Annotated in this window: 26 protein-coding genes and 1 pseudogene; 10 read left to right on the top strand and 17 right to left on the bottom strand. The window is 63.1% G+C overall.

Annotated features, from left to right (window positions below; all coding sequences use genetic code 11):
- Window positions 1-220 precede the first annotated feature (220 nt).
- From ACP8ML_RS03090 to ACP8ML_RS03080, 3 genes and pseudogenes are all read left to right on the top strand, one after another.
- A pseudogene (locus tag ACP8ML_RS03090) lies at window positions 221-1,450 on the top strand (transposase).
- A 44-nt stretch (window positions 1,451-1,494) separates the two neighbouring features.
- On the top strand, window positions 1,495-1,899 hold the full coding sequence (locus ACP8ML_RS03085) for a DoxX family protein (RefSeq protein WP_117188457.1): 405 nt from the start codon (window positions 1,495-1,497) through the stop codon (window positions 1,897-1,899).
- A gap of 321 nt (window positions 1,900-2,220) precedes the next feature.
- Complete coding sequence (locus tag ACP8ML_RS03080; protein ID WP_249361169.1) at window positions 2,221-3,240, top strand: Fic family protein; 1,020 nt, start codon at window positions 2,221-2,223, stop codon at window positions 3,238-3,240.
- Window positions 3,241-3,381: 141 nt separating this feature from the next.
- Here ACP8ML_RS03080 and ACP8ML_RS03075 read toward each other — a convergent pair whose 3' ends face one another.
- Together ACP8ML_RS03075 and ACP8ML_RS03070 are read right to left on the bottom strand one after the other, a co-directional pair.
- Window positions 3,382-3,876 (bottom strand): HNH endonuclease, encoded by a 495-nt coding sequence (locus ACP8ML_RS03075; protein WP_138774597.1) that lies wholly within the window; start codon window positions 3,874-3,876, stop codon window positions 3,382-3,384.
- Between the two features lie 516 nt (window positions 3,877-4,392).
- Window positions 4,393-4,962, bottom strand: a complete 570-nt coding sequence (locus tag ACP8ML_RS03070; RefSeq protein ID WP_249361171.1) for a methyltransferase domain-containing protein — start codon at window positions 4,960-4,962, stop codon at window positions 4,393-4,395.
- Between the two features lie 229 nt (window positions 4,963-5,191).
- On the opposite strand from ACP8ML_RS03070, the gene ACP8ML_RS03065 reads away from it, so the two are divergent.
- Both ACP8ML_RS03065 and ACP8ML_RS03060 read left to right on the top strand, forming a co-directional pair.
- Window positions 5,192-5,398 (top strand): cold-shock protein, encoded by a 207-nt coding sequence (locus ACP8ML_RS03065; protein ID WP_004811983.1) that lies wholly within the window; start codon window positions 5,192-5,194, stop codon window positions 5,396-5,398.
- Window positions 5,399-5,694: 296 nt separating this feature from the next.
- Window positions 5,695-6,021 (top strand): hypothetical protein, encoded by a 327-nt coding sequence (locus tag ACP8ML_RS03060; RefSeq protein ID WP_253255524.1) that lies wholly within the window; start codon window positions 5,695-5,697, stop codon window positions 6,019-6,021.
- Here ACP8ML_RS03060 and ACP8ML_RS03055 read toward each other — a convergent pair.
- The 11 genes from ACP8ML_RS03055 to ACP8ML_RS03005 all read right to left on the bottom strand — a co-directional run bounded on the left by ACP8ML_RS03055 (window position 6,013) and on the right by ACP8ML_RS03005 (window position 14,640).
- Window positions 6,013-6,393 carry a type II toxin-antitoxin system death-on-curing family toxin gene (locus tag ACP8ML_RS03055; RefSeq protein WP_036975799.1) on the bottom strand — a complete coding sequence of 127 codons (381 nt, stop codon included), beginning with the start codon at window positions 6,391-6,393 and terminating at the stop codon, window positions 6,013-6,015. The two genes, ACP8ML_RS03060 and ACP8ML_RS03055, sit on opposite strands and share 9 nt — an antisense overlap.
- On the bottom strand, window positions 6,390-6,587 hold the full coding sequence (locus ACP8ML_RS03050) for a CopG family transcriptional regulator (RefSeq protein WP_249361190.1): 198 nt from the start codon (window positions 6,585-6,587) through the stop codon (window positions 6,390-6,392). The genes ACP8ML_RS03055 and ACP8ML_RS03050 overlap by 4 nt, the downstream gene beginning before the upstream one ends.
- Window positions 6,588-6,838: 251 nt before the next feature.
- Window positions 6,839-6,967: a hypothetical protein gene (locus ACP8ML_RS03045; RefSeq protein ID WP_256998436.1), complete on the bottom strand. Its 129-nt coding sequence runs from the start codon at window positions 6,965-6,967 to the stop codon at window positions 6,839-6,841.
- 438 nt (window positions 6,968-7,405) lie between these two features.
- The gene (locus ACP8ML_RS03040) at window positions 7,406-7,885 is read right to left on the bottom strand and encodes a GNAT family N-acetyltransferase (RefSeq protein WP_023035070.1); all 480 of its coding nucleotides are present in this window, start codon (window positions 7,883-7,885) and stop codon (window positions 7,406-7,408) included.
- Window positions 7,886-8,106: 221 nt separating this feature from the next.
- A complete protein-coding gene (locus ACP8ML_RS03035) occupies window positions 8,107-8,283 on the bottom strand; it encodes a HigA family addiction module antitoxin (protein WP_249361172.1) in 177 nt (58 codons plus the stop codon).
- 50 nt (window positions 8,284-8,333) lie between these two features.
- Window positions 8,334-8,429, bottom strand: a complete 96-nt coding sequence (locus ACP8ML_RS03030; RefSeq protein WP_249361191.1) for a type II toxin-antitoxin system RelE/ParE family toxin — start codon at window positions 8,427-8,429, stop codon at window positions 8,334-8,336.
- Window positions 8,430-8,730: 301 nt separating this feature from the next.
- The gene (locus ACP8ML_RS03025) at window positions 8,731-10,071 is read right to left on the bottom strand and encodes an ISL3 family transposase (RefSeq protein WP_117188463.1); all 1,341 of its coding nucleotides are present in this window, start codon (window positions 10,069-10,071) and stop codon (window positions 8,731-8,733) included.
- A 1,005-nt stretch (window positions 10,072-11,076) separates the two neighbouring features.
- Window positions 11,077-11,868: a hypothetical protein gene (locus tag ACP8ML_RS03020; RefSeq protein ID WP_065673709.1), complete on the bottom strand. Its 792-nt coding sequence runs from the start codon at window positions 11,866-11,868 to the stop codon at window positions 11,077-11,079.
- A 22-nt stretch (window positions 11,869-11,890) separates the two neighbouring features.
- Window positions 11,891-12,187: a DUF4143 domain-containing protein gene (locus ACP8ML_RS03015; protein WP_375792553.1), complete on the bottom strand. Its 297-nt coding sequence runs from the start codon at window positions 12,185-12,187 to the stop codon at window positions 11,891-11,893.
- 44 nt (window positions 12,188-12,231) lie between these two features.
- Entirely contained in the window at window positions 12,232-13,305 is a 1,074-nt protein-coding gene (gene ychF / locus ACP8ML_RS03010) for a redox-regulated ATPase YchF (RefSeq protein ID WP_117188465.1), read from the bottom strand.
- A gap of 54 nt (window positions 13,306-13,359) precedes the next feature.
- Window positions 13,360-14,640, bottom strand: a complete 1,281-nt coding sequence (locus tag ACP8ML_RS03005) for a M18 family aminopeptidase (protein ID WP_117188467.1) — start codon at window positions 14,638-14,640, stop codon at window positions 13,360-13,362.
- A gap of 78 nt (window positions 14,641-14,718) precedes the next feature.
- On the opposite strand from ACP8ML_RS03005, the gene ACP8ML_RS03000 reads away from it, so the two are divergent.
- On the top strand, window positions 14,719-16,005 hold the full coding sequence (locus ACP8ML_RS03000; protein WP_117188469.1) for a DNA recombination protein RmuC: 1,287 nt from the start codon (window positions 14,719-14,721) through the stop codon (window positions 16,003-16,005).
- On the opposite strand, the gene ACP8ML_RS02995 is transcribed toward ACP8ML_RS03000, so the two are convergent.
- Window positions 15,949-16,920, bottom strand: coding sequence for a 4-hydroxy-3-methylbut-2-enyl diphosphate reductase (locus ACP8ML_RS02995; RefSeq protein WP_117188470.1), 972 nt, complete (start codon window positions 16,918-16,920; stop codon window positions 15,949-15,951). The two genes, ACP8ML_RS03000 and ACP8ML_RS02995, sit on opposite strands and share 57 nt — an antisense overlap.
- A gap of 148 nt (window positions 16,921-17,068) precedes the next feature.
- On the opposite strand from ACP8ML_RS02995, the gene ACP8ML_RS02990 reads away from it, so the two are divergent.
- The 3 genes from ACP8ML_RS02990 to ACP8ML_RS02980 all read left to right on the top strand — a co-directional run bounded on the left by ACP8ML_RS02990 (window position 17,069) and on the right by ACP8ML_RS02980 (window position 21,605).
- A complete protein-coding gene (locus ACP8ML_RS02990) occupies window positions 17,069-19,873 on the top strand; it encodes a bifunctional YncE/alkaline phosphatase family protein (protein WP_117188471.1) in 2,805 nt (934 codons plus the stop codon).
- Window positions 19,874-20,109: 236 nt separating this feature from the next.
- Entirely contained in the window at window positions 20,110-21,357 is a 1,248-nt protein-coding gene (xseA, locus tag ACP8ML_RS02985) for an exodeoxyribonuclease VII large subunit (protein WP_117188472.1), read from the top strand.
- Window positions 21,354-21,605: an exodeoxyribonuclease VII small subunit gene (locus tag ACP8ML_RS02980; RefSeq protein WP_117188473.1), complete on the top strand. Its 252-nt coding sequence runs from the start codon at window positions 21,354-21,356 to the stop codon at window positions 21,603-21,605. The genes xseA and ACP8ML_RS02980 overlap by 4 nt, the downstream gene beginning before the upstream one ends.
- A gap of 6 nt (window positions 21,606-21,611) precedes the next feature.
- Here ACP8ML_RS02980 and ACP8ML_RS02975 read toward each other — a convergent pair whose 3' ends face one another.
- The 3 genes from ACP8ML_RS02975 to trhA all read right to left on the bottom strand — a co-directional run bounded on the left by ACP8ML_RS02975 (window position 21,612) and on the right by trhA (window position 24,370).
- Window positions 21,612-22,127: a DUF4245 domain-containing protein gene (locus ACP8ML_RS02975; protein ID WP_065673712.1), complete on the bottom strand. Its 516-nt coding sequence runs from the start codon at window positions 22,125-22,127 to the stop codon at window positions 21,612-21,614.
- A 78-nt stretch (window positions 22,128-22,205) separates the two neighbouring features.
- Window positions 22,206-23,585, bottom strand: coding sequence for an RNA 5'-3' helicase PhoH2 (gene phoH2, locus ACP8ML_RS02970; RefSeq protein WP_021108787.1), 1,380 nt, complete (start codon window positions 23,583-23,585; stop codon window positions 22,206-22,208).
- Window positions 23,586-23,701: 116 nt separating this feature from the next.
- Entirely contained in the window at window positions 23,702-24,370 is a 669-nt protein-coding gene (gene trhA, locus ACP8ML_RS02965; RefSeq protein WP_063279717.1) for a PAQR family membrane homeostasis protein TrhA, read from the bottom strand.
- A 149-nt stretch (window positions 24,371-24,519) separates the two neighbouring features.
- Here trhA and uppS point away from each other — a divergent pair, with 149 nt between their 5' ends.
- Window positions 24,520-25,341, top strand: a complete 822-nt coding sequence (gene uppS, locus ACP8ML_RS02960) for a polyprenyl diphosphate synthase (protein ID WP_016667142.1) — start codon at window positions 24,520-24,522, stop codon at window positions 25,339-25,341.
- Window positions 25,342-25,355 lie beyond the last annotated feature (14 nt).

The raw sequence follows: 25,355 nt of genomic DNA, 5'->3' as shown, positions 1-25,355 counted from the left end.
TTGCCCGAGCACCCTATCGGGGGCAGCCACCAACATTGACGCGGCAGCACCACACTCAGGAACTGCCAACATGGGAGAACTACACATGCTCATCTGTCACCGCTTTTACGGGCTTTTCACAGTCGATGGTGTGGTGGTGGGTTGATCTTGGTCTGTGGGTGAGGGCCGAGGCCTTTCGAAGATGGAAATTTTCACATTCACCAATCTGTACGACCTCGAGGTGTCCAGCGCTACTTTCGTTCGTTCTGATCTGGCCACGTTCACAGGCCTTGATGAACTCGGCTTGGAAGTCGTAGGCCAACACCTTGAGCCCGAGCGCGCGGTCCTGGCTTGCCGGGTCATCGACGATGACCGGTGGTGTCGACGGCTTGCGCACGAACCGTTCGGCTGGCGGCCGACGACCTTGCTGGTCCGGGTGCGTCGGTATCGTTGTGTCGAGTGCCGACACGTGTGGTGCCAGGACATGGGCAAGGCTGCCGAACCGCGAGCGAAACTGCCACGACCTGCGCTGGGTTAGGCGCTGGAAGACCTCGTCGTGGCCCACCTCACGGTGGCCCGGATCGCTGAGGGACTGGGCGTGTCGTGGAACAGCGCCAACAACGACGTCCTAGCCGAAGGCGAACGGGTCTTGATCGAGACCGAGGGGCTGCTTCGATGGGGCCACGACTATCGGGGTTGGCCAGCATGTCTAGCCTGGCACCAAGAAGGGTGACAAGTACGTGCCGATGGCCATCGGCCTCACCCTGTCTGTTCAGGAATGGCACCAACCCCGCCCGGCTGCCAGGCATGGCCGAAGGCCGCTCCAAGCAGGCGTTTAAGACATGGCTGGGCGACCGTGAGCAACACTGGCGCGACCGCATCGAGGTCATCGCGATGGACGGGTTCACCGGCTTCAAGACCGCCACGAATGAGGACCTGCCTGACGCCACTGCGGTGATCGATCCCCTCGGCGTGGTTCGTCTGGCTGGGGAGGCGCTCGACGGGTGCCGACGGCAAGTCCAACACGAACTCCACGACCGGCTCACTGCCGTGCTAATGATGACCACCTCGAAAGAGAGGCCACGTGGGGCATCGACCAACCCATGATCGCTGCCTACCAAGACCCCGACCACCAACATGGCCGCACGCTGGTGTCCACGCTCATCACCGCCCTGACCACACGCGTCCCCAAGCCGCTGACCGAGTTGATCACCCTGGGAGGCGCCCTGGACAAGCAAGCTGCCGACATGCTGGCCTACTTCGAGCGCCCCGCACCAGCAACGGCCCCACCGAAACGGTTAACAGCCCCCTCGAGCACCTCCGAGACAGCGCCCTCGGCTTGCGCAACCTCCCCCACGACACCGCCCGCCCACTACTCAAAGCAAGCGGATTCAAACCCCAACGACACCCACGATTGAGAAGCGCCGCATTGGCCAGTTCGTGTACAAGGACGCCAGCTGACGGATACTGACGCGGTAGATGGCGGCATCTTAAGCGTTGACGTAGCCTTGAAGAATGTTCTGCAAGTGCGCACACAAATCCTCTAACAAGGCCACACACGCTCATCGCACCGCTCGCCTCCTGACGGCGCTGTGTGCTGGAGCGGGAACCTTGCACTTCCTCAAGCCGGAACCCTTCGACAGCATCATTCCGCCTGAAATCCCGGGTGAGCCGCGCAACTGGACGTATGGGTCCGGCGCTGCCGAACTGACGACGGCGGCCCTGCTGGCATGTCCGCGGACCCGCCGCCTGGGCGGACGGGCTGCTGCAGCCCTGTTCGTCGCAGTGTTCCCCGGAAATCTGGAGATGGCGCGCCAATGGCGTGACCGCGAGCCCAAGTGGCAAGTGATCTCCTTGGGTCGGCTGCCGCTGCAGGCCTTGTTGGTCAAGCAGGCCCGGGAAGTGGCGAAGAACTGCTGAGTTCGCATTCTTGCCATTGATCTCGGGGTCCGGAACATCGATGTTCCGGACCCCGAGATCGTTCGGCAAGCCGCCTACTCACAAACCTGAACTCGCCCCACGTTCCGAGGCCGATTGGCATGATGCAGCAGCCTCGTGATGCCCCACCTGAGCGCAAAAGTGTCCATCTGATCGACACATCGATGGAACGTGTCGAAATTCTTCACTTTCTTCGACACGTTTATTGGATCTGGTTACGCTGTGACCATGTGGAACCACCCTGATCGCCCGTATCAGGATTTGCCTGCGCTCCCACCATCGGGCGTTGTAGAGACGCCGGCGGTGCTCAAGGCAACGATCACGGCCAGTCGCGCGCTGGCACGTCTCGACGGCGCCTACAAGCGTCTCCCTGACCCGACGATGCTGATCAACCTGATCCCGCTCATGGAGGCACAGGCGTCCAGTGAGATCGAGAACATCGTCACGACCAACGATGAACTGTTCAAGGCGGCCAATGGGGCGCTTCCCGACGTCACTCCTCAGGTCAAGGAGGCCCTCCGCTACCGAGAGGCACTCCGCGCAGGCCACGAATCCCTCGCCACTCGCCCCATCACCACCAAGACCGCAATCGAGGTCTGCTCCCACATCCACGCGCGAACGGCCATCATCCGCGACCAGCCCGGCACCTACATCGGCAATCCCACGACGGGGAACCGGATGTACACCCCGCCCGAGGGCAGGGACGTCATCCTCGACCACCTGTCAGCCTGGGAGCGCTTCCTGCACAGCAACCACGGACTGGACCCGCTCGTCGTGATGGCGCTGTCCCACTACCAGTTCGAGGCAATCCACCCCTTCTTCGACGGCAACGGACGCACCGGACGAGTGCTCAACTTGCTCATCCTCATCGAGACCGGCCTACTGCAGCTACCCATTCTGTACTTGTCCGGACACGTCATGCGCCACAAGGACACCTATTACGAACGACTGGACGCCGTGACCCGCGAGGATGCCTGGGAACCGTGGATCCTGTTCATGCTGGACGGCGTGGAGTCGACAGCACGCTGGACCCTGGACCTGGTCGAGACCACCGACACGATGCGCGGCACGATGGAGACCGAGATCCGTGCGCTGAATTCGAAGGTTCCGGCTGCCTCGCTCACCCGGCTCTTGTTCTCGCAGCCCTACCTCAGGATCAACAACGTCGTGGAGGCTGGCCTCGCCAAGCGCCAGACTGCTGCCCGGTGGCTCACCGAGATCTCTGACACGGGGCTGGTCGTCAAGGAGAAGGTCGGCCGAAACGTCGTGTTCATCAACACACGCCTGCTCCAGACGCTGTTCCAGACGCCCCTGCCCGACTGAAGCCCCACCGCACCACGGTGGGGCACCCCGAGTCCCTAGGCCCGGACCAGAGGGAGGCACACCGCCCCGTCCGATCATCACATCCAGCACAGTCAGACGTTGAGGCGGAACTCCGCCACCACGTTCCGCAGCCGATTGGCATCATCCGTGACTTGAAGGTCCGAGCCCGCCGAGATTTGGCTCTTCGCCCGCGCTGGCCCACTCGAACTCGTCCCCTGTCCATCGGTAGAGCCCTGCGTCGTAGGCCCGATGGTGGTTTGCACACAGGAGTCGACCGTTCTCCCGACTTGCCCTGCCCCCTCGCGCATGGGGCACAAGGTGAGCGGCCTCCAACAGTTCCGGCAGGTCCAGGCCACAGATGGCGCACTCCGCAGGACCGGATTCAAGAAGGCGTCGCCTGAAATCACTCTGGCTATTACGCTGGTAAGCGAGAACTACAGAATCACTGCGGGAGACATCCCAGTCATCGACTGAACAACCTGACCGCGGACTTGCCACGCAGGCATCGAGAAACGCCCACAGCCAAGAGTTGTGCCAGTCCAGTCGACGCAATCGCCGACGTCGGTCGCGAATTGCGGAGATCCGACGTGAAACAAGCTGCGCCACCTTGTCATCCGATAGGAGTTTGAGCGCCATCGCCCCAGGCAGCCTCAGAGCTATCCCGCCTCCATCCAGTCTGGACGACTGGATGGAGACACCAGCTAACTCCGCGGCCCAAGTGATGTCCTCGTTTGGCTCGCCCCACACGGACACCTGCGCGAGTCCACCATGAGACCGGTCCAACTCAACCACCAGCACCTCGACCCAGCCCACTGAAACTACCGAGGCCCGACACTTCCCTTTGGGAGCTCGCCCATTGCCAGGCAGACAGGACACCGCGAAGTCATCCCGTTCCCTCAGGCCAGATTGACTCGCGAACAGCTCAAGCACCGCGAGCACGTCAGGAGCTCCTGTCAGGGCAGCAAAGACCTCGAAAGCCTCACGACTTGCAGCCCGTGGCCGGCCAGTCCCACTAGAAGATGGCGGAAGCGAGTCGACGCTGTATCCCGCGGACAGAAGCGCTCCCGGTACACAGCGACGAGGCCATCAGCGTCAATGCCATGACCCGCCGAACGAACCGCCACAGGAAAATGTTAGCATCCCACCACGAGGCTACCGTGCACCGCTGCTGAGCATGTTGACGGCAGCGCCGTGGCCGCGCTCCAGCGACCTTCCGAGGGCCAAATCGGGACGAAAAGCAGAACTCCGCCACGACAAGGAATGACTTCTCCTGTCGCAGTAGGCCAAGATCCTCAGTAGAACATCGCGCACGGCGACCGGGATAAGGCGCATCGACTTACAGCCGGCGACGCCGGGGCTGCCTAAGAAGACCGTCATCATGTGCGCCGACAACTCGGTGAGACGCTCTCGAATCTCACCCGTGCGGTCGAGTTCGCGCATGCGCCCCATCGTCTGCAGCAGCGACACGACCATGTCCACCTGCTCGGGTACCGGATCGACGAAGACGACATCGAGACCGCGCGCCGCCAACCAACTGGCATGAACACCCGTGGCGCCGCCGATGTCCAAGACTCGGGCCTCGGGCGGAATGAAGCTCAGGTAGCGTCGCGTCGCCTCCAATTCCAGCAGCCCGGCGGTGTGGCGACCCCGCAGCCAGCCCGCCTCGGAGCAGTTCGCGTAGAAGGCGCGAGGTTTGGCGTCAAAGTCTTCTTCCTGAGCCATACAGCCATCTTCATAGACCTGAGAACCAAATACACAGCCAATTTCTTGGCCCCGTGGTCAGCGGGCGGCCCCAGAGCATGTAGACTGAAGCCATTGTTCGACAGTAGGGTTGGTTTGCATTACGCAAGACGGGTTCTCACGGATCCGAGCAGTTCCTTCTGGCAAGTGTGAAGAGCAACATCCGGAAGCGGCCGAAAAGCGGTCGCTCCACAAATCGAAGGATTGCAACATGGCAACCGGCACCGTTAAGTGGTTCAACGCCGACAAGGGCTACGGCTTCATCCAGCCCGACGACGGCTCCGCCGACGTCTTCGCTCACTTCTCCGCTATCAACTCCTCGGGCTACCGCTCGCTGGACGAGGGCGACCAGGTTGAGTACGACGTGGAGCAGGGCCCCAAGGGCCCACAGGCGTCCAACATCACCTTGAACCGCTAATATCACGTGATCTTAGGCGAGGCCGCTGCCCTTCGGGGGCAGCGGCCTCGTGCTTTTCCTTCGGCAAGCAGATCACCAACCGCCGGGACCTCGCGCCCGACCAGCGGCCGATGCACTCCCTGTGACCAGCGAGCTCGACGAGCGCGCCCGCACCCAGGACGACAAGCCAGGTCGACGCGGGGAGGCCACCGTGGTCATCATGGGCGGGTGACCCCCTCAGCCATCCACGAAGTCCTGGAGATCGTGGCCGGCGCTGGGTTCGCCCCGGCCCCGCGTACGACCTGGTGATCACCCGCATGACGATGCACCACGTCGCCGACCTCGAGCACCTCATGACCAGCGTGCGCACAATGCTCCGCTCGGGCGGCGCCTACCTCGCCATCGATCTGACGGACCGCAGCGCCGACTTCCACGACCACCCGACGCCTCCGGTCCCAATCTCATATTCACAGGGCAAGGGCGGACAGGTTCAGTTGGCGTCAGGATCAGCCACCACCGTTGACATACTCACTACAAGCAGGTCAGAGGTCCCAAGCCCAGCTCAGACCCCATCTAAACGTGAAACGAAACTCAATTACACGATGAAGCGGAATTCCACCGGCTTCCGGGCAGAACTAACGTGATTTGGGATCAACGCACCACGACCGAAGCGACGCAGCAGCCTCATCCAGATCAGCCCTACCACTCGCCACGGCGACGACGAGGTTGTATGCATCGTCGTCCGGAGCTTCCACCCACCAGCCATTGAGGTCCAAGAACACCACCGTCGCCAACCATCCCAACCGCTTGTTGCCGTCCACCAGCGCATGATTGTTCACCAGAGAGTCCAGGAGAGCCGCAGCCTTGGACCCCAGTGTTGGATAGGCATCACCGCCCCACAGCGAGGTGCGTGGACGCGCCGCCGCAGACTCAAGCAAACCAACATCACGTACCGGACCAACCCCCAAGTCTTCAACCAAGGCCATAAGGTCCTCAACCGTGAGAAAAACGGTCATCGACCCAGCCGATCAAGGACATCGGCATACCGAGCCCGCGCCCTCGCCGAGGCGTCAGCCACATCCTTCGTGTGCCCCCTGCGCGCCGCCACCTCATGGATCGCGCGAATCGTCGCCTCCTGGCGACTGATCCCGTCATCCTCGGCAAGACGCGTGAGAACCCGCTCGTCCTCTGCTGTCAACCGCAACGTCATGGCCACGAGACGATGATACCAGAGTGGTATCACCATCGGGCTGGAAGACCGCCGCACCAAAGCTCCGCCAAGTTACGAAACCAGCGAGAGTCGGCTCACCACGACCACGCAACCCTAGTCCCAACCGACGACCGAGATCATTGGTCGCGTTCGAGCAGGGAATCCCGACGCTGCGGCCGAGATCTGGCACCTCGTCCGCAGTCTCCGGATCAGTACGACGAAGTCAGTTCAGCACGTCCCGCAGGTGAGCTTTAGACGTCGGCAACATAGATGGCCTCCGGCTGAGCTAGCGCCGAGTCACGAAAGTACTGGTTGCGGATCGATCGCTTCACGACAAGGTCAACGTCACGATCGACAATCCCGCGCAGCTCGTCGCGCAAACCACAGAAATCCTCAAAAGGATCCGACTGGCTAGGAACGAAGCCGACCAAGAAATCGACGTCACTGTCAGCGTCGAGCCCTCCCTACACCACAGGACCAAACACGGCCAGTTCCGCGACGCTGTGCCGTTTCGCGGCGCGACTGATCGCGTCTCAGTCGATGCTCACGGCGATAGCCATATCCCCCAATGTCGCACCGGGTGAGTAGTTACCGGTCGATGTGCATGTCAGGTTCGACACCGGATCGCTTGCCAGGCACAAGAGGGGTGGCCGAGATCCTGGTCGCGACGGATGCTCATCGAGGCCCACGACCATGCAGCTGCCCCGCGAGCCCGCCTGCTGACGAGCCTCAACTGATATTCGCGATCACCGATCGAACCCAGCGTGCCAGCAAGCCCACATTCCGGACCCCACGCCCAGATTCAGTCACCATTCCGCTTATGCCACGCGGTATTCCATCTCGATGCCAGTAAAGGGTTTTCCATCAATAGTGGTCGTAGCGCCAACGCGAGTTTGGCAAAAGCCCAGAGACTCGTAGAGGTTGATGGCATTCGTATTGTGCTGGTATACGCCGAGTTCGACGACGCTTGCATCAACGGCTTTCGTTGCCGTTTCTATCAGTCCAACGACCGTCGCCCGTCCCAGACCTCGCCCACGACAGGCCGGGGCCACGATAATGCGCCCGATTCGAACCCGACCACTAGCCAAGAGCTTGTAGGAACCAGACGCCACCAGCATGTCGTTGACCTTCATCGCCAAGACCACCCAGCCATCGTCAGACGTAGCAAGCAGATCCCTCCCGGTCAACGGGAAAGGCAGACGCGCCCCTCCGAACAACATGACATCTGCGCGACTATGAAGCCACCCGGCGACACAATCTGCCATGCGCTCGTCAAGCACATCGATTCGCACGTTCATCCTTCCTCCCTCCGCCATGGCCATCGTCTCACAGCCCGATGTGCAAACGAATAACCGCTTGCGTTTGAGGCGCCGCTGGAGCCCACGCCAGCAACATACATCAGTCACGCCACGTGCAGCGGCATGATCTGCTCAGCTGCCGCGTCTTCCGCACGGTCGAGCTCGTAGTGGCTCTGCACATTGGTCCAGAATGTCGCCGAGGTTCCGAAGTACTTCGCAAGTCACAATGCGGTGTCCACTGAGATCCCTCGCTTGCCGTGCACGATCTCGTTGATCCGCCGCGGCGGCACACCTATCGACACAGCGAGATTGTGCTGCGTGACCCCGAACCCCTCGATGAAATCCTCCATGAGAACTTCTCCCGGGTGGATCGACTCGATCTCGTCAGTAGTAGTCAAACGATCTCCGCCTCCTCTGGTCCGGCGTCTGTCCATCTGAAACAGATCCGTCACTGGTCATTGATTCTGATGCTGTGCTGACCAGCTCGGTCGCCCTTGAGCGCCTCGAGTCGGTTACCGGGTGGAACGCGGAGGTCTTCGAGCATCTCCGCAGATCCCACCTGACGAAGCTTGCGCAATGCCACCCGGAGGATTCGGGGATCATGGCGGGCACACGCTGACGATGCCACACCCGCTCGGTGTCCGTGCTCCCGAACGATCTGATCACGCGCCCCGCATATAACGGGGTCCGTCATTACCGCTAGCCGTCAAGCCGGAACGCCGCAGACATCGGGCTCGTCGGCATCAGGCATGCCATTGCCTTCACTCTCCAGCTGAGCCCCTGACGGCTCGCGAGACCAGCGAGTTCACCATCGCGAGCGAAGGCCAGTCAGGGCGAAAAATGGCTCATCCGAATCCAGGGTGTAGTTGGGGTCTGAACCCGCCGGTCTCGAGCAGGGATCTGGCGATGTAGTTGGTCAGGTTGCGGAACCCCAGCGCCGAGCCGCACAGGTGCTCGAGCCTGCCGTTGATCGCCTCGGTGGGCCCGTTGGAGGTGCTGGGCCGGTCGAAGTAGGCCAGGACGTCGGCGGCGCGCTTCTTCAGCGTCCTGCCGAGCTTGGTGATCTCGACCAAGGCCTTGGGGACGCCGGTGCTGATCGAGTCGATGAGCCGGGCCATCAGCTCCCGGCCGTGGCGCCGGTTCTCGTGGCAGTAGGCGGCGATCATGCGCTGGTAGACGCTCCAGGTGACCTCGACCTCGACGTGGGCGTCGTCGGCGAACAGGGTGTCCAGTCGGTCCTTCTGCGTGTCGTTGAGCAGGTCAGCGCCGGTCGACAGGGTCCGGCGGGCGGCATAGAGCGGGTCGCCCTTGCGGCCGCGGTACCCACAGATGGCCTGCTGAACTCGCCGTCGGCACTCATCGAGCGCCTCGCCAGCCAGGCGCGTGACGTGGAAGGGATCTAGCACGGTCACCACGTCGGGCAGTTCCTCGACGGCGGCGGCCTTGAACCCGGTGAAGCCGTCCATCGCAACCACCTCCACGCCGTCGCGCCACTCCTGCGGGCAGTCGGCCAGCCAGGTCTTGAACGCCTGCTTGGAGCGTCCTTCGACCATGCCCAGCAGCCGTGCCGGGCCGGTGCCATCTCGCACTGGGGTGAGGTCGATGATCACGGTGACGTACCTGTCGCCGCGACGGGTGTGCCTCCACACGTGCTCATCGACCTCATCGACCCCGACGACCTTCACCCCCTCGAAGCGGTGCTCCTGGTCGATCAGCACCCGCTTGCCCTCGGCCAGAACGGCGTCGTTGGCGGTGTCCCAGGCCACCGCGAGCCCCTCGGCGACCCGAGCCACGCTCAGGTGCTGGACCACGATCCCTTCCAGCGCCCACCGCAGAGCGCGCCGAGACAACGTGGCCCGGGGCTCGGCCGCGGCGGTGGTGTCCTGGCGCCACACATACCCGCAACCGCTGCAGCGGTAACGGCGCACAACGACCTCCAGCGTCGTGGGCCGCCAGCCCAGTGGTTCGTGGGCAAGCCGTCGGACCACGGTGTCACGTGGTCTCCCCTCGCAGCCGCAGCGCCGGCACCACTGGTCGGGCTGGACCACCTGGCAGGCCAATACGGCACGATCCGGCTCGAGTCGCTGCCCGGTGACAACGAGGCCGAGTTCGTCGAGGCGGCAGAAGACAGTCAGGTCGGGGCTGGCCAACGCATCAGCGCGCCCGCCGACGGTAGCGTCGTGCACGTCGAGGTCTTTCGGGCTGAGTGTGTAGGAGCTCTCATCCTCAGGAGACCTCGACCTCTATCCGGCCACCGACGCGCCGGCCCGCCGCGCGACGTGCGCTACACCCTCATCTGGGAAGAGCCTGATTACCCACAAGAATCAATGACGACGTGCTACGCAGCAGACCCAATGTGGTGCAGATCGTTCCACTGACACGAACCACCAGACCGAGCGGGCAGAGATTTATATGGAGCCCGACCTCTGCAGCTACTTCATCGTGGGCCTCGGACTTGTTGAGCGCCCCGCGCCATACTTCGTGATCGAACATATCTTCGATGACAAAAGATGTAGCGCGTAGGATCATAGAAGTAGACCTTGGGTACCAGATCGGGAACCAAGGCCCCATGTGTCTGGAGAGATTCGACCTCATGGCGTGCCCGGTCGGGAGTCATAGGCCGCCCCTCGCCCGTCATCCGGACGTATGGCAGCGCTAGCTTGATGTAAAGACCCCACCCGTCTTCATATTTTAACAGGAAGACGAGGTTGAGATTGCCGTCGCCGATTTCCCGAACTGATGCCACGCGCCCCAGGTGCCCGACCGCAAATGTCGCTGACGAACAGACTGACGCCGACCAAGAGAGCTGTTACGCCAACGATCCATCCAATGGCTGTGGTCGAGATGAGAAGTCCGCCGACGCATTGGTCCATCGCCGTGATAACCCATGCCTTCGCGTCAATACTTCCCGAAGCGATATCCGTCGGTGCGGCGCTGGTGCAGAATGTCTGGCTGACCCCAGATCGCAGAGCGGCGGCGTCAATAACTGGTCGCAGGAGCCCACGGGGGCCGCCCAAAAATGGCTCAATCCGACGAGAACCACGACGAACAGTCCTGGACATAGGACGCGCCGAAGCCAACTGTTCGTGGAATTTGGAAACAAGGACGCTATCGCGACGATAAGACCGAACGCATAGCCTGCGACAGCCCCGGCGGCAGGATAATCCAGCATCGAGCGTGGCGTGATCGTGTTAAGTACTGCGGCGCTCTTTTGCCGGCTGTGTGAGGATCGGCATTACAAGCCCCGCGAGAGGCACGAGCGAGGCCATAACGGCACCGACTGCTCCACCGTATCCAGTCCATGTGGCGATGCGACGCACACACGAGCCGACTCCCAAACGCAACTGCAGGAATTTGATCCGCCGGAGGAGGGATAAGAGCGCGATGCAGATGAATGCTGAGACGGTGAGAAGACAGCTGATCGCCAACATGTTGTAGCTGATTGCAGCAGAGAGCACCGCCGATACGATGCCATCATTCGCACCAGTGATACTCACAAAAATCCCGACTAATACGACAACAACGATTGCGATGTATATCACCCCTACGATCCAGATCATTGTGGGAATAGAGACAACATTGTCGAAGCTGTCGGCCGTGATATGAACTTCCCGCCACCCGCAAGGCGCGGCAAGTGTGAAGAACCGTTTGGCCTTGGACTTTGTCTCTTGCCATGTCATATCGCAGCGATATCGCACGTACGCGCGCACTGTTGTGGAGCCCTGGCGCTCGGCTCCCTGGAGGAGTCTGCACGTTACATATGCCGTGCTCATAGCAATGAGCGCCACGGGATAGACCGCCAACACAGACCTCGGAGCGATAACCATGGTCGCTACGGCGAGTGCCGCAGACACAATGCTGATCTCTTTCGTGGCCGCGAGGCTTCGAAGGTGGTCACGAGCGAACGCAGCTTTCAACTTCGTCATCGCGATCCGGACAACTACACAGACAACCAAGAGGGCAACTAGCGTCCCAATATGCATGGAACAATCATTGTTCCATGCTCTAACATCCAGTCCATTCGTACGAACCACTCGTGCGCCAGTGCCCGAACGTGACAGGCTCCTCCAACCAGGAGGCCTGCTTGCGCAACTCCCCCACGACGAAGGTTTCGGGTAGATGCCCGAAGTCGGTGAGTGACGTCGGGTCAATGCCGATGGGGTGTCTCCGGGGGGAAGGGAGCCGGAGTAAACGAGCGGTCAACCCTGATTTAACAACGTGAACCTCTGGCTTCGCGCTCACACGCGAGCGAAGGTTCTTTCCCCCGGAGGGACGACGCACGACCAGAAAACGGGCCCCCAAAAGGCGAAAATGATTCTAGGCAGTGGGCCGACTGAGGCCCGCTATCAGACGTTGAATCTAAACTCGACCACGTCACCGTCCTGCATGACGTAGTCCTTGCCTTCCAGACGCAACTTTCCAGCGGCCTGGGCCTCCTTCTCTCCACCGAACTCGACGAGGTCGTCGAAGGACACCACCTGGGCCTTGATGAACCCCTTCTGAAAGTCGGTGTGGATGACGCCGGCAGCCTCGGGAGCAGTGTCGCCCTTGCGGATCGTCCAAGCTCGGGACTCCTTGTCCCCAGCAGTCAGGAAGGTCTGCAGACCGAGGGTGTCGAAACCGACACGGGCGAGCTTGTCCAGGCCGGGCTCCTCGATACCGGCGTCGGCGAGGAACTCGGCGGCATCCTCGGGCTCCATCTCGGCCAGCTCGGCCTCGAACTCGGCGTCCAGGAAGATCGCCTCAGCGGGAGCAACCAGCTCCTCCATCTTGGCCTGGAAATCGGCGTCACCCAGCTGATCCTGATCGCAGTTGAAGACGTAGATGAAGGGCTTTGTCGTCAACAGGAACAGATCGTGCAGCGGCTCGGGATCAAGCCCAGCCGAGAAGATCGTCCTGCCTTCCTCGAGCACCTTCTTGGCCTGCTCCCACGCCTCGGCCTTGGGGCGCGACTCCTTCTTGATCGCGGCTTCTTTCTGCAGCTTGGGCAGCTGCTTCTCCATCGTCTGCAGGTCGGCAAGCACCAGCTCGGTGGTGATGGTCTCGATGTCGTCGGAAGGATCCACGTGACCATTGACGTGGGTGACGTCGTCGTCGTCGAAACACCTCGTCACCTGGCAGATGGCGTCGGCCTCACGAATGTTGGAGAGGAACTCGTTACCCATCCCCTCGCCCTTGCTGGCGCCCTTGACGATTCCAGCGATGTCGACGAAGGACACCGTCGCCGGAATGGTCTTGGCGGAGTGGAACATCTCCGTCAGCACATCCAGACGCTTGTCCGGAACCCCGACCACGCCGACATTCGGCTCAATGGTCGCAAAGGGATAGTTCGCCGCCAGGACGTCATTCTTGGTCAGCGCGTTGAACAGGGTCGACTTGCCGGCGTTGGGAAGACCGACGATTCCAATCGTAAGTGCCACGTCGAGCCATGGTAGTCGCCGCCTCCGACAAGGGCGACGGCGACACCGCTGGCCTCAGGCTCCCTGCCAGTATGCCGCCAGGGCAGCCGTGATGTACTCCAGGTCCTTGACACCGGCGAGCTCGCGGGTGGAGTGCATCGACATCAGCGGAACGCCGACGTCAACCGTCAGCATGCCGAGCCTCGTCGCCGTCAGCGGCCCAATCGTCGAGCCACACGGCACCGAATTGTTCGACACGAACTCCTGGGTCGGCACCCCGGCCGTCGCACAAGCACGCTTCCACAGCGCCCCGCCGACACCATCAGTGGCGTACCGCTGGTTGGCATTGATCTTGAGCAGCGGACCCTCGTTGAGCAGCGGATGGTTGGCCGGATCGAACTTCTCGACGTAATTGGGATGCACGCCGTGGCCGGCATCCGAGGACACGCACGACGACCTCGCGATCATCGCCCGGTAAGCCGCGCCCGTCATGCCAAGACCATCAGCAATCCGCACCAGGACGTCCTCGAGGAAGGGTCCGCAGGCGCCGGATCGAGTCGACGAGCCGACCTCCTCATGATCGAAACACGCCATGAGCGCCACGTCGTAAGCGGGCGTGACGTCGACGAAGGCGGCCACCGAGGAGTGCACCGAGGACAGGTTGTCCATGCGCTGGCTGGCCAGAAACTCCCCGTAAGGCCCGATGACGGCCGGGGACTGGGTCAGGTGGGCGAAGACGTCGTGGAAGGCGAGGTCGGAACGCTTAATGCCAGCCTCCTCACACAGCAGGTCCTCGACATCGAGGTCGGGGCGACCCACCGACAGGATCGGCATGAGGTGACGCTGACGATCCAACGTGAGGTCATCGCTGACGGTGCTATCCAGGTGCGGGGCCAACTGGCTGATGCGCAGGATCGGGCCGGTGCGCACGAGACGCACCTGGCCGTCCTTGGTGACGAGACGGCCGGACAGGCCGAGGTCGCGGTCGAGCCAGGAGTTCAGCAGACCACCGCCGTAGACCTCCATGCCGACCTGCTGCCAGCCCTGATTGGTGACGGTGGCATTCGGCTTGAGCTTGAAGGACGGGGAGTCGGTGTGGGAGCCGACGATCCTGACGCCAACCTTGTCAGTGACCTTCTCCGGGGTGACCCAGGCAATGACCGCTCCGTCACGGACCACGTAGCAACGTCCCTCGACCGACGACCACGACTCGGTCTCCTCAAGCTTCTGGAACCCGGCCCCGTCAAGCCGTCGCGCCAGCTCGGCGGCCGCATGATACGACGTGGGAGACGCCTCCACGAAGGAGATGATGTCGCGGATGTGATCCGAAGTCGCGGTGTCAACCATGGCGACCATTCAACCATCATCCGTTGTTCTCCACGGTGGAACACGACCGTCGTCAACCATGTCGGAGGCGGCTGCGACCCTCGTGCCATGACGAACATCGTTGTCGGGCTCATTGGTCTGGTCATCGGTCTGGCCATCGGAGTGGGTATCGGTTGGCTCATCGCCCAGTTGAGGGCCTCCCAGCGGGTCGCCGAAGCCACCACGACGGCGCAGGTTGCCACCGAGCGTCTGGAGGCTGCCGAGAAGGTCACCGCCGACCGTGCCGCCCTGGCCACACAGTTCCGGGCGCTGTCCGCCCAATCCATGGCCGATCAGGACGAACGCTCCACTCGGGCGGCGCAACGGACGATGAGTGACGCCCAACGCCTGCTCGCCCCCGTCTCCCTTGCCTTGGAACGGCTGGACCGGCGGCTGGCCGAGGTGGAACAAGAACGCACAGCCATGACGGCGAGTCTCCGCGAGCAGGTCGCCGGGGTGAGCAACGCCGGGGAGAACCTGCGCAAGGAGACCGCCAGCCTCGTCACCGCCCTACGCAAACCGCAGGTGCGCGGCGCCTGGGGCGAGATGCAGTTGCAGCGCACCGCCGAGGTGGCCGGAATGCTGGAACACTGCGATTTTCAGACCCAACAGACAACGACCGCCCAGGGCACTCCTCAGCGTCCCGACATGACGGTGAGGCTCTCGGGTGATCGGTGCATCCACATCGACGCCAAGACTCCATTGGCGGCCTTCCTCGACGCCGCCGAGTGCGAGGATCCCGAGGAGTACGACGCCCAGATGGCGCGGTTCGCCCGCCACGTGCGAACCCACATCGACCAGCTATCAGCCAAGGGGTACTGGCGCACGGACCTGGACTCCCCGGAGTTCGTGGTGTGCTTCCTGCCCTCCGATGCCTTCCTCCAGGCCGCCCTGCAGGAAATGCCTGATCTGCACGAGTACGCCAACCGTCGTGGAATCGTGCTAGCCAGCCCGTCAGTTCTCATCCCGATGCTGAGAACGGTCGCCCTGGCATGGCGTCAGGAAGCCGTCGCACGGTCCGCGGCGGAGGTCGCCGCACTGGGACGCGACCTGCACAAGAGACTCGGAACCCTGGCCGGAAATCTCGACAAGATGGGACGATCCCTCAACTCGACGGTGCGCGCATACAACACCTTGTTGGGTGGCATGGAGACAAGGGTTCTCGTCCAGGCCCGGCGGTTCGAGGATCTCGGGGTCACCGACGAGGACATTTCCTCACCTGCGCCGATCGAGGAGACAGTACGCCCCCTCACAGCGCCGGAACTGACGGAGCATCAGGGCGAGGACGACTCCCCTACCTCAGTTGTCGGCCGTGCGACGCTTGCGCAGCTGCGGAGGCAGGGCGAAGGACAGTGACTCCTCGATGAGGGTCTCCTCCTCGGCCTGCGGCCAACCCTTCGAGGTGAGCAGGTCAAGCACCCCCTGGACGAGGGTCTCCGGCACCGACGCACCCGAGGTGACACCGACGCTGTCGACCCCGTCGAGCCAGGATTCCTCGATCTCACCGGCATTGTCGACGCGGTAGGACGCCTTGGCCCCCGACTCGAGGGCGACCTCGACCAGGCGGCCGGTGTTCGACGAGTTCTTCGACCCCACCACGATGACGAGGTCGCACTTGGGAGCCATCTGCTTGACGGCATGCTGACGGTTCTGGGTGGCGTAGCAGATGTCGTCGGACGGCGGATTGATGAGCTGTGGGTGCAGCTGACGGATCCGGTCGACGGTCTCCACCGTCTCGTCAACGCTCAGGGTCGTCTGGGACAGCCACGCCACCGGACGATCAGGGTCCAGCTGCAGACCATCGACGTCCTCGGGGGTCTGCACAAGAGTGATGTTCTCGGGAGCCTCACCCGTCGTCCCCTCGACCTCCTCGTGGCCGGCGTGGCCGATGAGCAGGATCTGGGTGTCGTCGTTGGCGAACCTCTTGGCCTCGTGATGCACCTTCGTCACCAGCGGGCAGGTGGCATCAATGGTCCGCAGACCACGATTGGCCGCTTCGTTCTTGACTTGGGGAGAGACGCCGTGGGCCGAGAAGACCACCAAGGCGTCATCGGGCACCTCGTCGAGCTCGTCGACGAAGATGGCACCGCGCTCCTCCAGGGTCTCCACGACGTGACGGTTGTGCACGATCTGCTTGCGCACGTACACCGGCGCACCGTAGGCCTCCAACGCCTTCTCGACGGTCACGACCGCACGATCAACGCCCGCGCAGTAACCGCGCGGTGCGGCGAGAAACAGCCTCTTGTCAGTGTCAGCCCCCGAAACAGCCATGGCTCCGAGTCTACGGGTACGCCATCATCTGGCGAATCTCCTCGAGTTCGCCCATCGAGGACTCACCGTAGCCACGTTCACCCAAAGTTCTTCGAAGGTGCACATTCACGGCCGTCATCTGCCACTTCGAATTCCTAAGTTCTGAACCATGAGTGATGCCGCATCCACAAGACTGCGTCGTGGCCTCGCCTCGGCGTGCGTCCTCCTCACCGCAATCGCAACAACCGTCACCTTCGCCCCGGCCAACGCAGCCCCGAGCGACGAGAAGGCCGGCCCCACCTCGGGATCCACCGGCCGCACCACTGTCGGTCAGCTTCTGACCCCAGCCGGTCAGCTCACCACCCTCGGTGACCTCCCCCTCAACGAGGTCCTCTCCCCCGATGGCAAGTACCTCGTCATCAGCAACAACGGCCAGGGAACCCAGTCCTTGCAGGTCGTTGAAACTGCTTCTGGCAAGGTCGTACAGACCATCCCCTACAAGTCTCCCGAGAGCCTGTACATGGGCCTGGCCTTCAGCCCTGACGGCAAGCACCTGTTCGCCAGTGCCGCCGGCAACCACAAGATCCGCACGTACCACTTCGACTGCGGCAAGCTCGTGGAGACCACGGCCATCCAGATGCCGGTCATCAGCCCGAAGCGCAAGAAGGTCAACCTCTACCCAGCCGGCCTGGCCGTCACGAAGGACAGCAAGCGCCTCGTCGTGGCAGACCAGCTTGCCGATGCGGTCTCGGTCATCGACCTGGCCACCAACAAGGTGCAGACCACCCACATCGGCCACCGTCCGGTCTGGGTCACCCTCTCCAAGGATTCCACCAAGGCCTTCGTCTCCTCCCAGGGCGGGTCGGACGTCGCCGAGGTCGACATCACGAAGTCCCAGCCCTTGGCCACCCACAAGATCGATGTGGGATTCCACCCCAACAAGTCAGTACTGACACCTGACGGCAAGACCCTCTACGTCGCCAACGGAGATGCCGACACCATCTCGGTCGTCGACGTGGCCTCCCATCACCAGACGGCCACCATTCCCGTCAACCGCAACGGCTCCAAACTCGTCGGCGCCAATCCCACCGGCCTGACCCTCTCCAAGGATGGCAAGCGTCTCTACGTCACCAATTCCGGTCACAATGAGGTCGCCGTCATCAACACCGTGACTCACAAAGTCGCCGGAGACATCCCGACCGGCTGGTACCCGACCCAGATCGTCAACCATGACGGCAAACTAAGCATCATCTCGGCCAAGGGGCTGGGCGCCGGCCCGAACAACGGCCCCGGCCACCCGAACCCAACCGATCCCAACGGCACCTCGGAGGACCAGTACTCCGGGTCCATGATCAAGGGCCTTCTCTCAACCATCGCTGAACCTGACGCCGCCACCCTGGCCAAGCAAACGGCCACTGTCGAGAAGAACAACACCGCCAATGATGCGGCTCGTAGCAGCGTCGTCCCCAACCAGATCGGCACGAAGTCGAGCAAGATCAAGCACGTCATCTACGTCGTGCGCGAGAACCGCACCTTCGATCAGGAGCTGGGCTCCAACGGCCGCGGCAACGGCGATCCCACCCTCAACCTCTTCGGCGAGGAATCAGCCCCGAACACCCGAGCCCTGGCACGTCAGTTCGTCACCTTCGACAACTTCTACGCTGACGCCGAGGTCTCGGCCAACGGCTGGAACTGGGTCTCCCAGGCCAACTCGAACCCTTGGTCGGAGGAGATGTGGCCGTCCAACTACTCCGGACGCGGCGCACCGTACCCCAGCGAACACAATGACCCGGAGGCTCGCGCCAAGGAGCATGACGCCTACTTCTGGGAGCACCTGTCGAAGAACAACATCAGCTTCCGCAACTACGGCTTCTACACCCAGCGTGACAAGAACGGAAAGGCTCACGCGGCCGACAAGGAGGTGCTCGACCCGAACACCGACCACGACTACATCGGCTGGTCCCTTGCCTGCCCTGACTCGGCAAACTCCTTCAAGCCGATGGCCAAGAACTGCGGTCCGAAGTCCCGCGTCGACGAATGGAAGTCCGACTTCGACAAGCAGGTGGAAAACGGCACCGTTCCGACGGTCCAATTCATCCGGCTGGGCAATGACCACACCCAGGCCACCAAGGTTGGCGCCCCGACCCCGCAGGCCTATGTCGCCGACAACGACCAGGCCGTCGGTCAGCTCGTCGAGGCCGTCTCCAAGTCCCCCATCTGGAAGGACACCGCGATCTTCCTCACCGAGGATGACGCCCAGAACGGCCCCGACCATGTCGACGCACACCGCACCATCGGTGAGGTCATCAGCCCGTACACTCGTACCGGCGGGGTCGATTCCACCTTCTACTCGACGGTGTCGATGCTGCGCACCATGGAGGGGATCCTCGGCATTGGGCCGCTGACCCAGTTCGACGCCTTCTCCACCCCGATGTCGGGTGCCTTCACCGACAAGCCCAACTTCAAGCCTTACACGGCTGTTCGTCCCTCCTACGACATGACGAAGGTCAACGGACCTGATGCCCCGTTGGCTAAGGAATCCGGTGAGCAGAGCACCGAGAAGGAGGACACCATCGACGAGCAGGTCTTCAACAAGGCCATTTGGAAGGCCGTCAAGGGTGCTGACTCCACGATGCCCGAGCCCAAGCACTCCGTCATCCAGTCCGGCCCTCCGATCTATGACGACGATGACGACGACGAGGGTGAGGAGGTCAAGCCCGGAGACGTCGACCTCGACGAGGTGGGCAGCTACTCGAAGGACTCCCGGGGATTCCCGGTGTGGACCCCGGACGGTGACGACGAGAGGTTCGACCCTGCCAAGGGCATCGACCCCTGCGCTCCGAAGCCTTCGCCGAAGCCGACGCCTACCCCGACTCCCAAGCCTGGTGCCCCTGTCCCGACCACAGCCGCTCCTTCTGCCAGCAGCGGTGGGAACAACGGCGGAGGCCACGCTCTGCCGCGCACCGGAGCCTGATCAGATGAGTTGATCCCATCTACGCACGTAGTCCGGGCCGTCTGCCACCATGGGAGACGGCTCGGACTTTGTGACGGGTGGATCACCATGTCATCAGCCCCAGAAGCCCTCAAGACACGACGCCGTATGCGATTCCCGTCATACCTGTGTCGCCTCTTCGCCGCGGGGTCGAGAGGACACCTCGCGCCCGGTCCACTCCCTGCAGACCGTCGCTGTCCTCGGATAGCGTGTCGCCCATGGCAGAGCCGAACACCGCTGACAACCCTCGCTCCCTGGCGTGGGTCGTCAACGCCGTCAAGGGGTGGGTGGAACGCTGCGGGGCCATTTGGGTCCAGGCCCAGGTCATCGAGGTCACCCGTCGTTCCGGTCCCACTCAGTTCCTCACCCTGCGCGATCCCACCGAGGAGATCTCTGCCACCGCGACCTGTCATCGACGAGTCCTCGACGCCGCTGGGCCCATCGAGTCGGGCATGACGGTCACCGCCCTCATCCGCCCGACGGTCTGGTCACGCAGCGGCCGACTCTCCTTCGAGGTCTCCGAGATCACTCCCACCGGCGAGGGCCAGCTGCTCGCTCAGCTGGAGAGACGCAAACGCCTGCTGGAGGCCGAGGGGCTCTTCGACGTCACCCTTCACAAGCCCATCCCTGTCCTGCCACGCAGTATTGGCCTCATCACGGGAGCCGGCTCGGACGCCGAACGAGATGTTCAACGACATGCCACCCTTCGCTGGCCTGCCGCCCGTTTCGTGGTGCGCAACACCTTGGTCCAAGGCCCCACGGCAGCCCAGCAGGTCATCGCGGCCCTGGCCAAGCTCGACGCCGACCCCGCCGTCGACGTCATCGTCATCGCCCGCGGCGGCGGTTCCCTGGAGGACCTCCTCCCCTTCAGCGACGAGGCCCTGGTACGAGCGGTCTACGCCACCAAGACTCCGGTCGTCTCGGCCATCGGCCACGAGCGCGACAACCCCATCCTCGACCTCGTCGCCGACCTACGAGCCTCCACACCGACAGATGCCGGCAAACTCATTGTCCCGGACGCCGCGGAGGAGTCCCAGGCCATCGAGATGGCCAGAACCCGACTTCGCCAAGCCGTCACGAGGTTTGTCGACGTCGAGACGGCCCATCTCACCCAGGTGCGGTCCCGACCGGTGATGGTTAATCCCACGGCCACCCTCGACATCACCGCCGAGAAACTCGACTCGGCCCTGCAGCGTCTTCGCCTCGCGACCAATCGAGCCCTGGACGCCGAGAGCCGCGACGTCGATCACATGCTCGAGAGAGTGCGCGCCATGTCTCCCAAGGCCACTTTGGATCGCGGCTACGCCATCCTTGCCGACTCCGAGGGCGACTCCATCACCTCCGTCGATGACACCGATCCGGGAGCGAATCTGTCGGTCTACCTGTCCGACGGCACCCTCGTCGTCACCGTCGATTCCCTCGACCGACGTACCCCCAACCAACCACCGTCCCAGGAGGATTCATGAGCGAGAAGAAGTCCGAGTCGGCACCCGAGAAGCCCACCTCCGAGGAGCCCGAGATCCCATACGAAGCTGCCCGCGACGAACTGATTGGCATCGTCACCCGACTGGAGTCCGGCGGCATCTCCCTGGCCGAGACCATGAAGCTGTGGGAACGTGGCGAGAAGCTCGCCGACATCTGCCAGACCTGGCTCGACGGGGCTCGCGCCCGTATCGGAGCGGCACGCTCTGAGGCCGAGGACTCCCGGGCCTGACGGGGGTCAGAGCGTCTTCAGCATCCCCGCGTAGTCAGTGAGAACCTGATAGTCAGCATCCGCGACGATGACAGCCGCCGAGGAACCGACCTTCGTCACCAGGGCACGGGTACGGCCATCCGGGCTGACCATCTTCGTCCAGGTGTACTGACCCGCCTTGACCTTCCCATCCTCGGTGGCTGATCTCGTCACCGAGGCGATGTAAGCCTTGGCAGGCTCGTCGGACTGGTTCACGGCCAGGTAGATGTTCTCGCTGGTGAGGAATCCCAGTTCCCACCTGTTCCCCGCGGAGATGGTGTTTCCCACCCATCGATCCCCTTTGTTGGCATACCTCGCCTTGGTGGGCCGCCAGTCCTCGGGCACCTCCTTGGGAGCCAGCACCGGGTACCCGGCATGGGTGCGCGCCGACGTCGCCACGGGCTTCCAGTCAATCTTCTGGATGTTCGGCTCGTCAGGGGTCCTGGTGAAGAACCACACGATGAGCAACACGGGGACGAGGATGACAGCCAAGGACAGGAACATGTCCTTGATGCCGGCTCTGGGATTGGGTGCCACGCTCCAGATTGTTGCAGATGCGTCGCGCGGCGTCGCCTCAGCTGATCAACCGACCATGTCCTCCATCAGGCTAGTCACCAGCGCGGCGACGGGCGAACGCTCCGACCTGGTGAGGGTCACGTGGCCGAACAGATCGTGTCCTCGCAGCCTCTCGATGACGGCTGCCACACCGTCATAACGACCTACCCGGAGGTTGTCCCGCTGGGCGACGTCGTGGGTGAGCACCACCCGCGAGTTCTGCCCGATTCGCGAGAGCACCGTCAGCAGCACGTTACGTTCCAGGGACTGGGCCTCGTCGACGATGACGAAGGCGTCATGGAGGGAACGGCCGCGGATGTGCGTCAGCGGCAGGATCTCCAACATGCCACGCGACATGACCTCCTCGATGACGTAATTGTTCGTCACGCTGGTGAGGGTGTCCAGAACCGCCTGACCCCACGGGGCCATCTTCTCCCCCTCGTCACCGGGCAGGTAGCCCAGATCCTGGCCACCGACGGCATACAACGGCCGGAAGACCATGACCTTCTTGTGGAGTTGTCGCTCCAGCACCGCCTCAAGCCCTGCGCACAACGCCAACGCCGACTTTCCGGTACCGGCATGCCCTCCCATGGAGACGATGCCGACCTGAGGGTCCAGCAGCATGTCGAGGGCAACCCGCTGCTCAGCCGAGCGACCACGGATCCCGAACGCTTCCTGGTCATTGGGGATGAGCCGAGCCGAGGCGTCCGGCATCCGTCGGGCCAGAGCACTGCCGTTCGGGCCGTCCAGCACGAGTCCGGCGTGCACCGGGATCTCGTCGAAGATCGAGTCGACGACGTGTCCCTCCTCGTAGAGGGCCGAGATCATCTCGTCGGGGACCTCGAGATTGACCATGCCGGTCCATCCGCTGTCCGGGACGAGTTCGTGCCGGTATTCCTCTGCTTCCAGACCGATGGCCGAGGCCTTGACCCGCAACGGCAGGTCCTTCGTCACCAGGACGACGGAGTGCCCGGCCAGCCGGTAGTTCTGGGCAACCGCCAGGATCCGGGTGTCGTTGTCACCGAGACGGAAGCCGTCGGGCAAGCAATTCGGGTCGGAGTGGTTGAGCTCAACGAGCAGTTCGCCTCCCTCATCGTTGACCGGCACCGGCCCGACGAGGCCACCGTTGTCGAGTCGCAACTTGTCGAGGATGCGCAACGCTGCGCGGGCGAAATGTCCCAATTCCGGGTGGTGGCGTTTGCCCTCCAACTCGGTGATGACGACGATCGGCACCACCACGTGATGCTCGGCGAAGTTGAGCAGGGCACGAGGATCCGACAACAGCACCGATGTGTCGATGACGTAGGTCCGCCTCCCCTCAGGTGCCGCCGGAATCGGGCTGTGGGCTCGCTCGGAGCCTTCTGGACGGACGGACACGAAAACCTCCCGTGACATGAGAGGTCGCATCGAGGAAGGAAACGTCGTCGAGGCGTCGGAAGCGGCCCCTCTGACATCAAACCTAGAGCCCGACAGGTGGAACCGGAGTGTGCGATTCGGCCATTCATCCAGAGTTCACCAGCCGGTCAGATGACGGCAAGACCGATGGCAACCGCATGACAGATCGCGGCCACCGCAGTGCAGCTGTGGAAGACCTCGTGGAAGCCGAACCAGGTGGGTGACGGATTGGGCTTCTGACGGGCGTAAGCGACTGCTCCGACGGTGTAGAACACCCCTCCGACGAGGATCAGGATGACGACTGCTGGCCCTCCCACGCGCCAGAACTGCGGCAGCCACCACAAGGCTGTCCATCCCATGAAGACGTAGAGGATCGTCGAGGCCCACCTGGGCACGCCATTCCACACGAACCGGAAGGCCACTCCGAGCAGGGCGCAGGCCCAGATGATCGACAACAGGATTACCCTGGAGGCACCCGTCGTCAGCGAGACGGCCAGCGGGGTGTACGTGCCAGCGATGAACACCGCGATGTTGGCGTGGTCGATGCGTCGCAGGACGTCCTTGATCTTCTCACCCCACGGCACCCGGTGATAGATCGCCGAATTGCCAAAGAGCTCCAACCCGGTGAGCATCCAGATCGCGACGGCGAACCGGTTCCCCCACGTCGGCGTGACGACCATGAGGCCAACCCCGGCCAGCAAGATCAGCGGCGCCATGACGGTGTGAACCCATCCGCGCAACCTCGGTTTGGGGAGCACCGTGCCACGATTCTCGCCGCTGTTGCCTTGACGCGACATAGCCTGCGGTCCTCCTCCTCGACAAAACCTACGGTTCGGTAGGTTCTGCCGCCACCCTACCCTGCCAACGAGGCCTGCCCACGACTCGATCTCGGCCTCACCGCGTGAATTGCGGACCGTTTGTACCGAGCACTGACTAATCTGGACCCATGAGCAGCCTGGACAACCGTCTGTCGAAGGTCAGTGAGACCCTCGACCGCATGCACCCGTCCGGACTGCTGTACACCACCTACGAAGCGCGACTGCTCGACCAGCTCGATCGCAGTCGTCTGCCCCAGCACGTCGCCGTACTGGCTGACGGCAACCGTCGTTGGGCTCGTCTCAACGCACCTGGACAGCCCTTGGTGGCCGGTTACGAGGCGGGCGCGGATCGCCTCCGAGAGTTCTGCGCCTGGTGCGACGCCGTCGGTATCCCGATCATCACACTGTGGGTGCTGTCGACCGACAACCTGCAACGCGCGGAAACCGGCGAACTTGGACCCCTCCTCAAGGTCATCGAGTCCCTCGTCGGCTCCCTGGCAGAGAATCCACGCTGGCGGGTCCAGGCCGTCGGAGACCTCGATCTGCTACCCGCCGAGATGGCCGAGTCCCTCTGCCGCGCCGGTCGCAACTCGGCCGACCACGTCGGCATGCACATCAACGTCGCGGTGGCTTATGGCGGTCGTCACGAGCTGCGCGACGCCGTCCGCTCACTACTTGCCGAGGAGGCCGAGAAGGGCACCAGCCTGGCCGATCTAGCGGAGACCCTCGAGATCGACCAGATCGAGGACCACCTCTACACCCGCGGCCAACCCGATCCAGATCTCATCATCCGCACCTCGGGCGAGCAGCGACTGTCGGGCTTCCTCATGTGGCAGAGTGCCCACTCCGAGTTCTACTTCTGCGAGGCATTGTGGCCCGACTTCCGCAAGGTCGACTTCCTGCGGGCCCTCCGCTCCTTCACCCAGCGGGAGCGACGCTACGGCCGCTGACCTACCGGGTGCAC

This window comes from Cutibacterium sp. LaCa_255, from assembly GCF_057458005.1.
The sequence above is the reverse complement of the archived record's forward strand: the minus strand, read 5'-3'. Positions and strand labels throughout refer to the sequence as shown.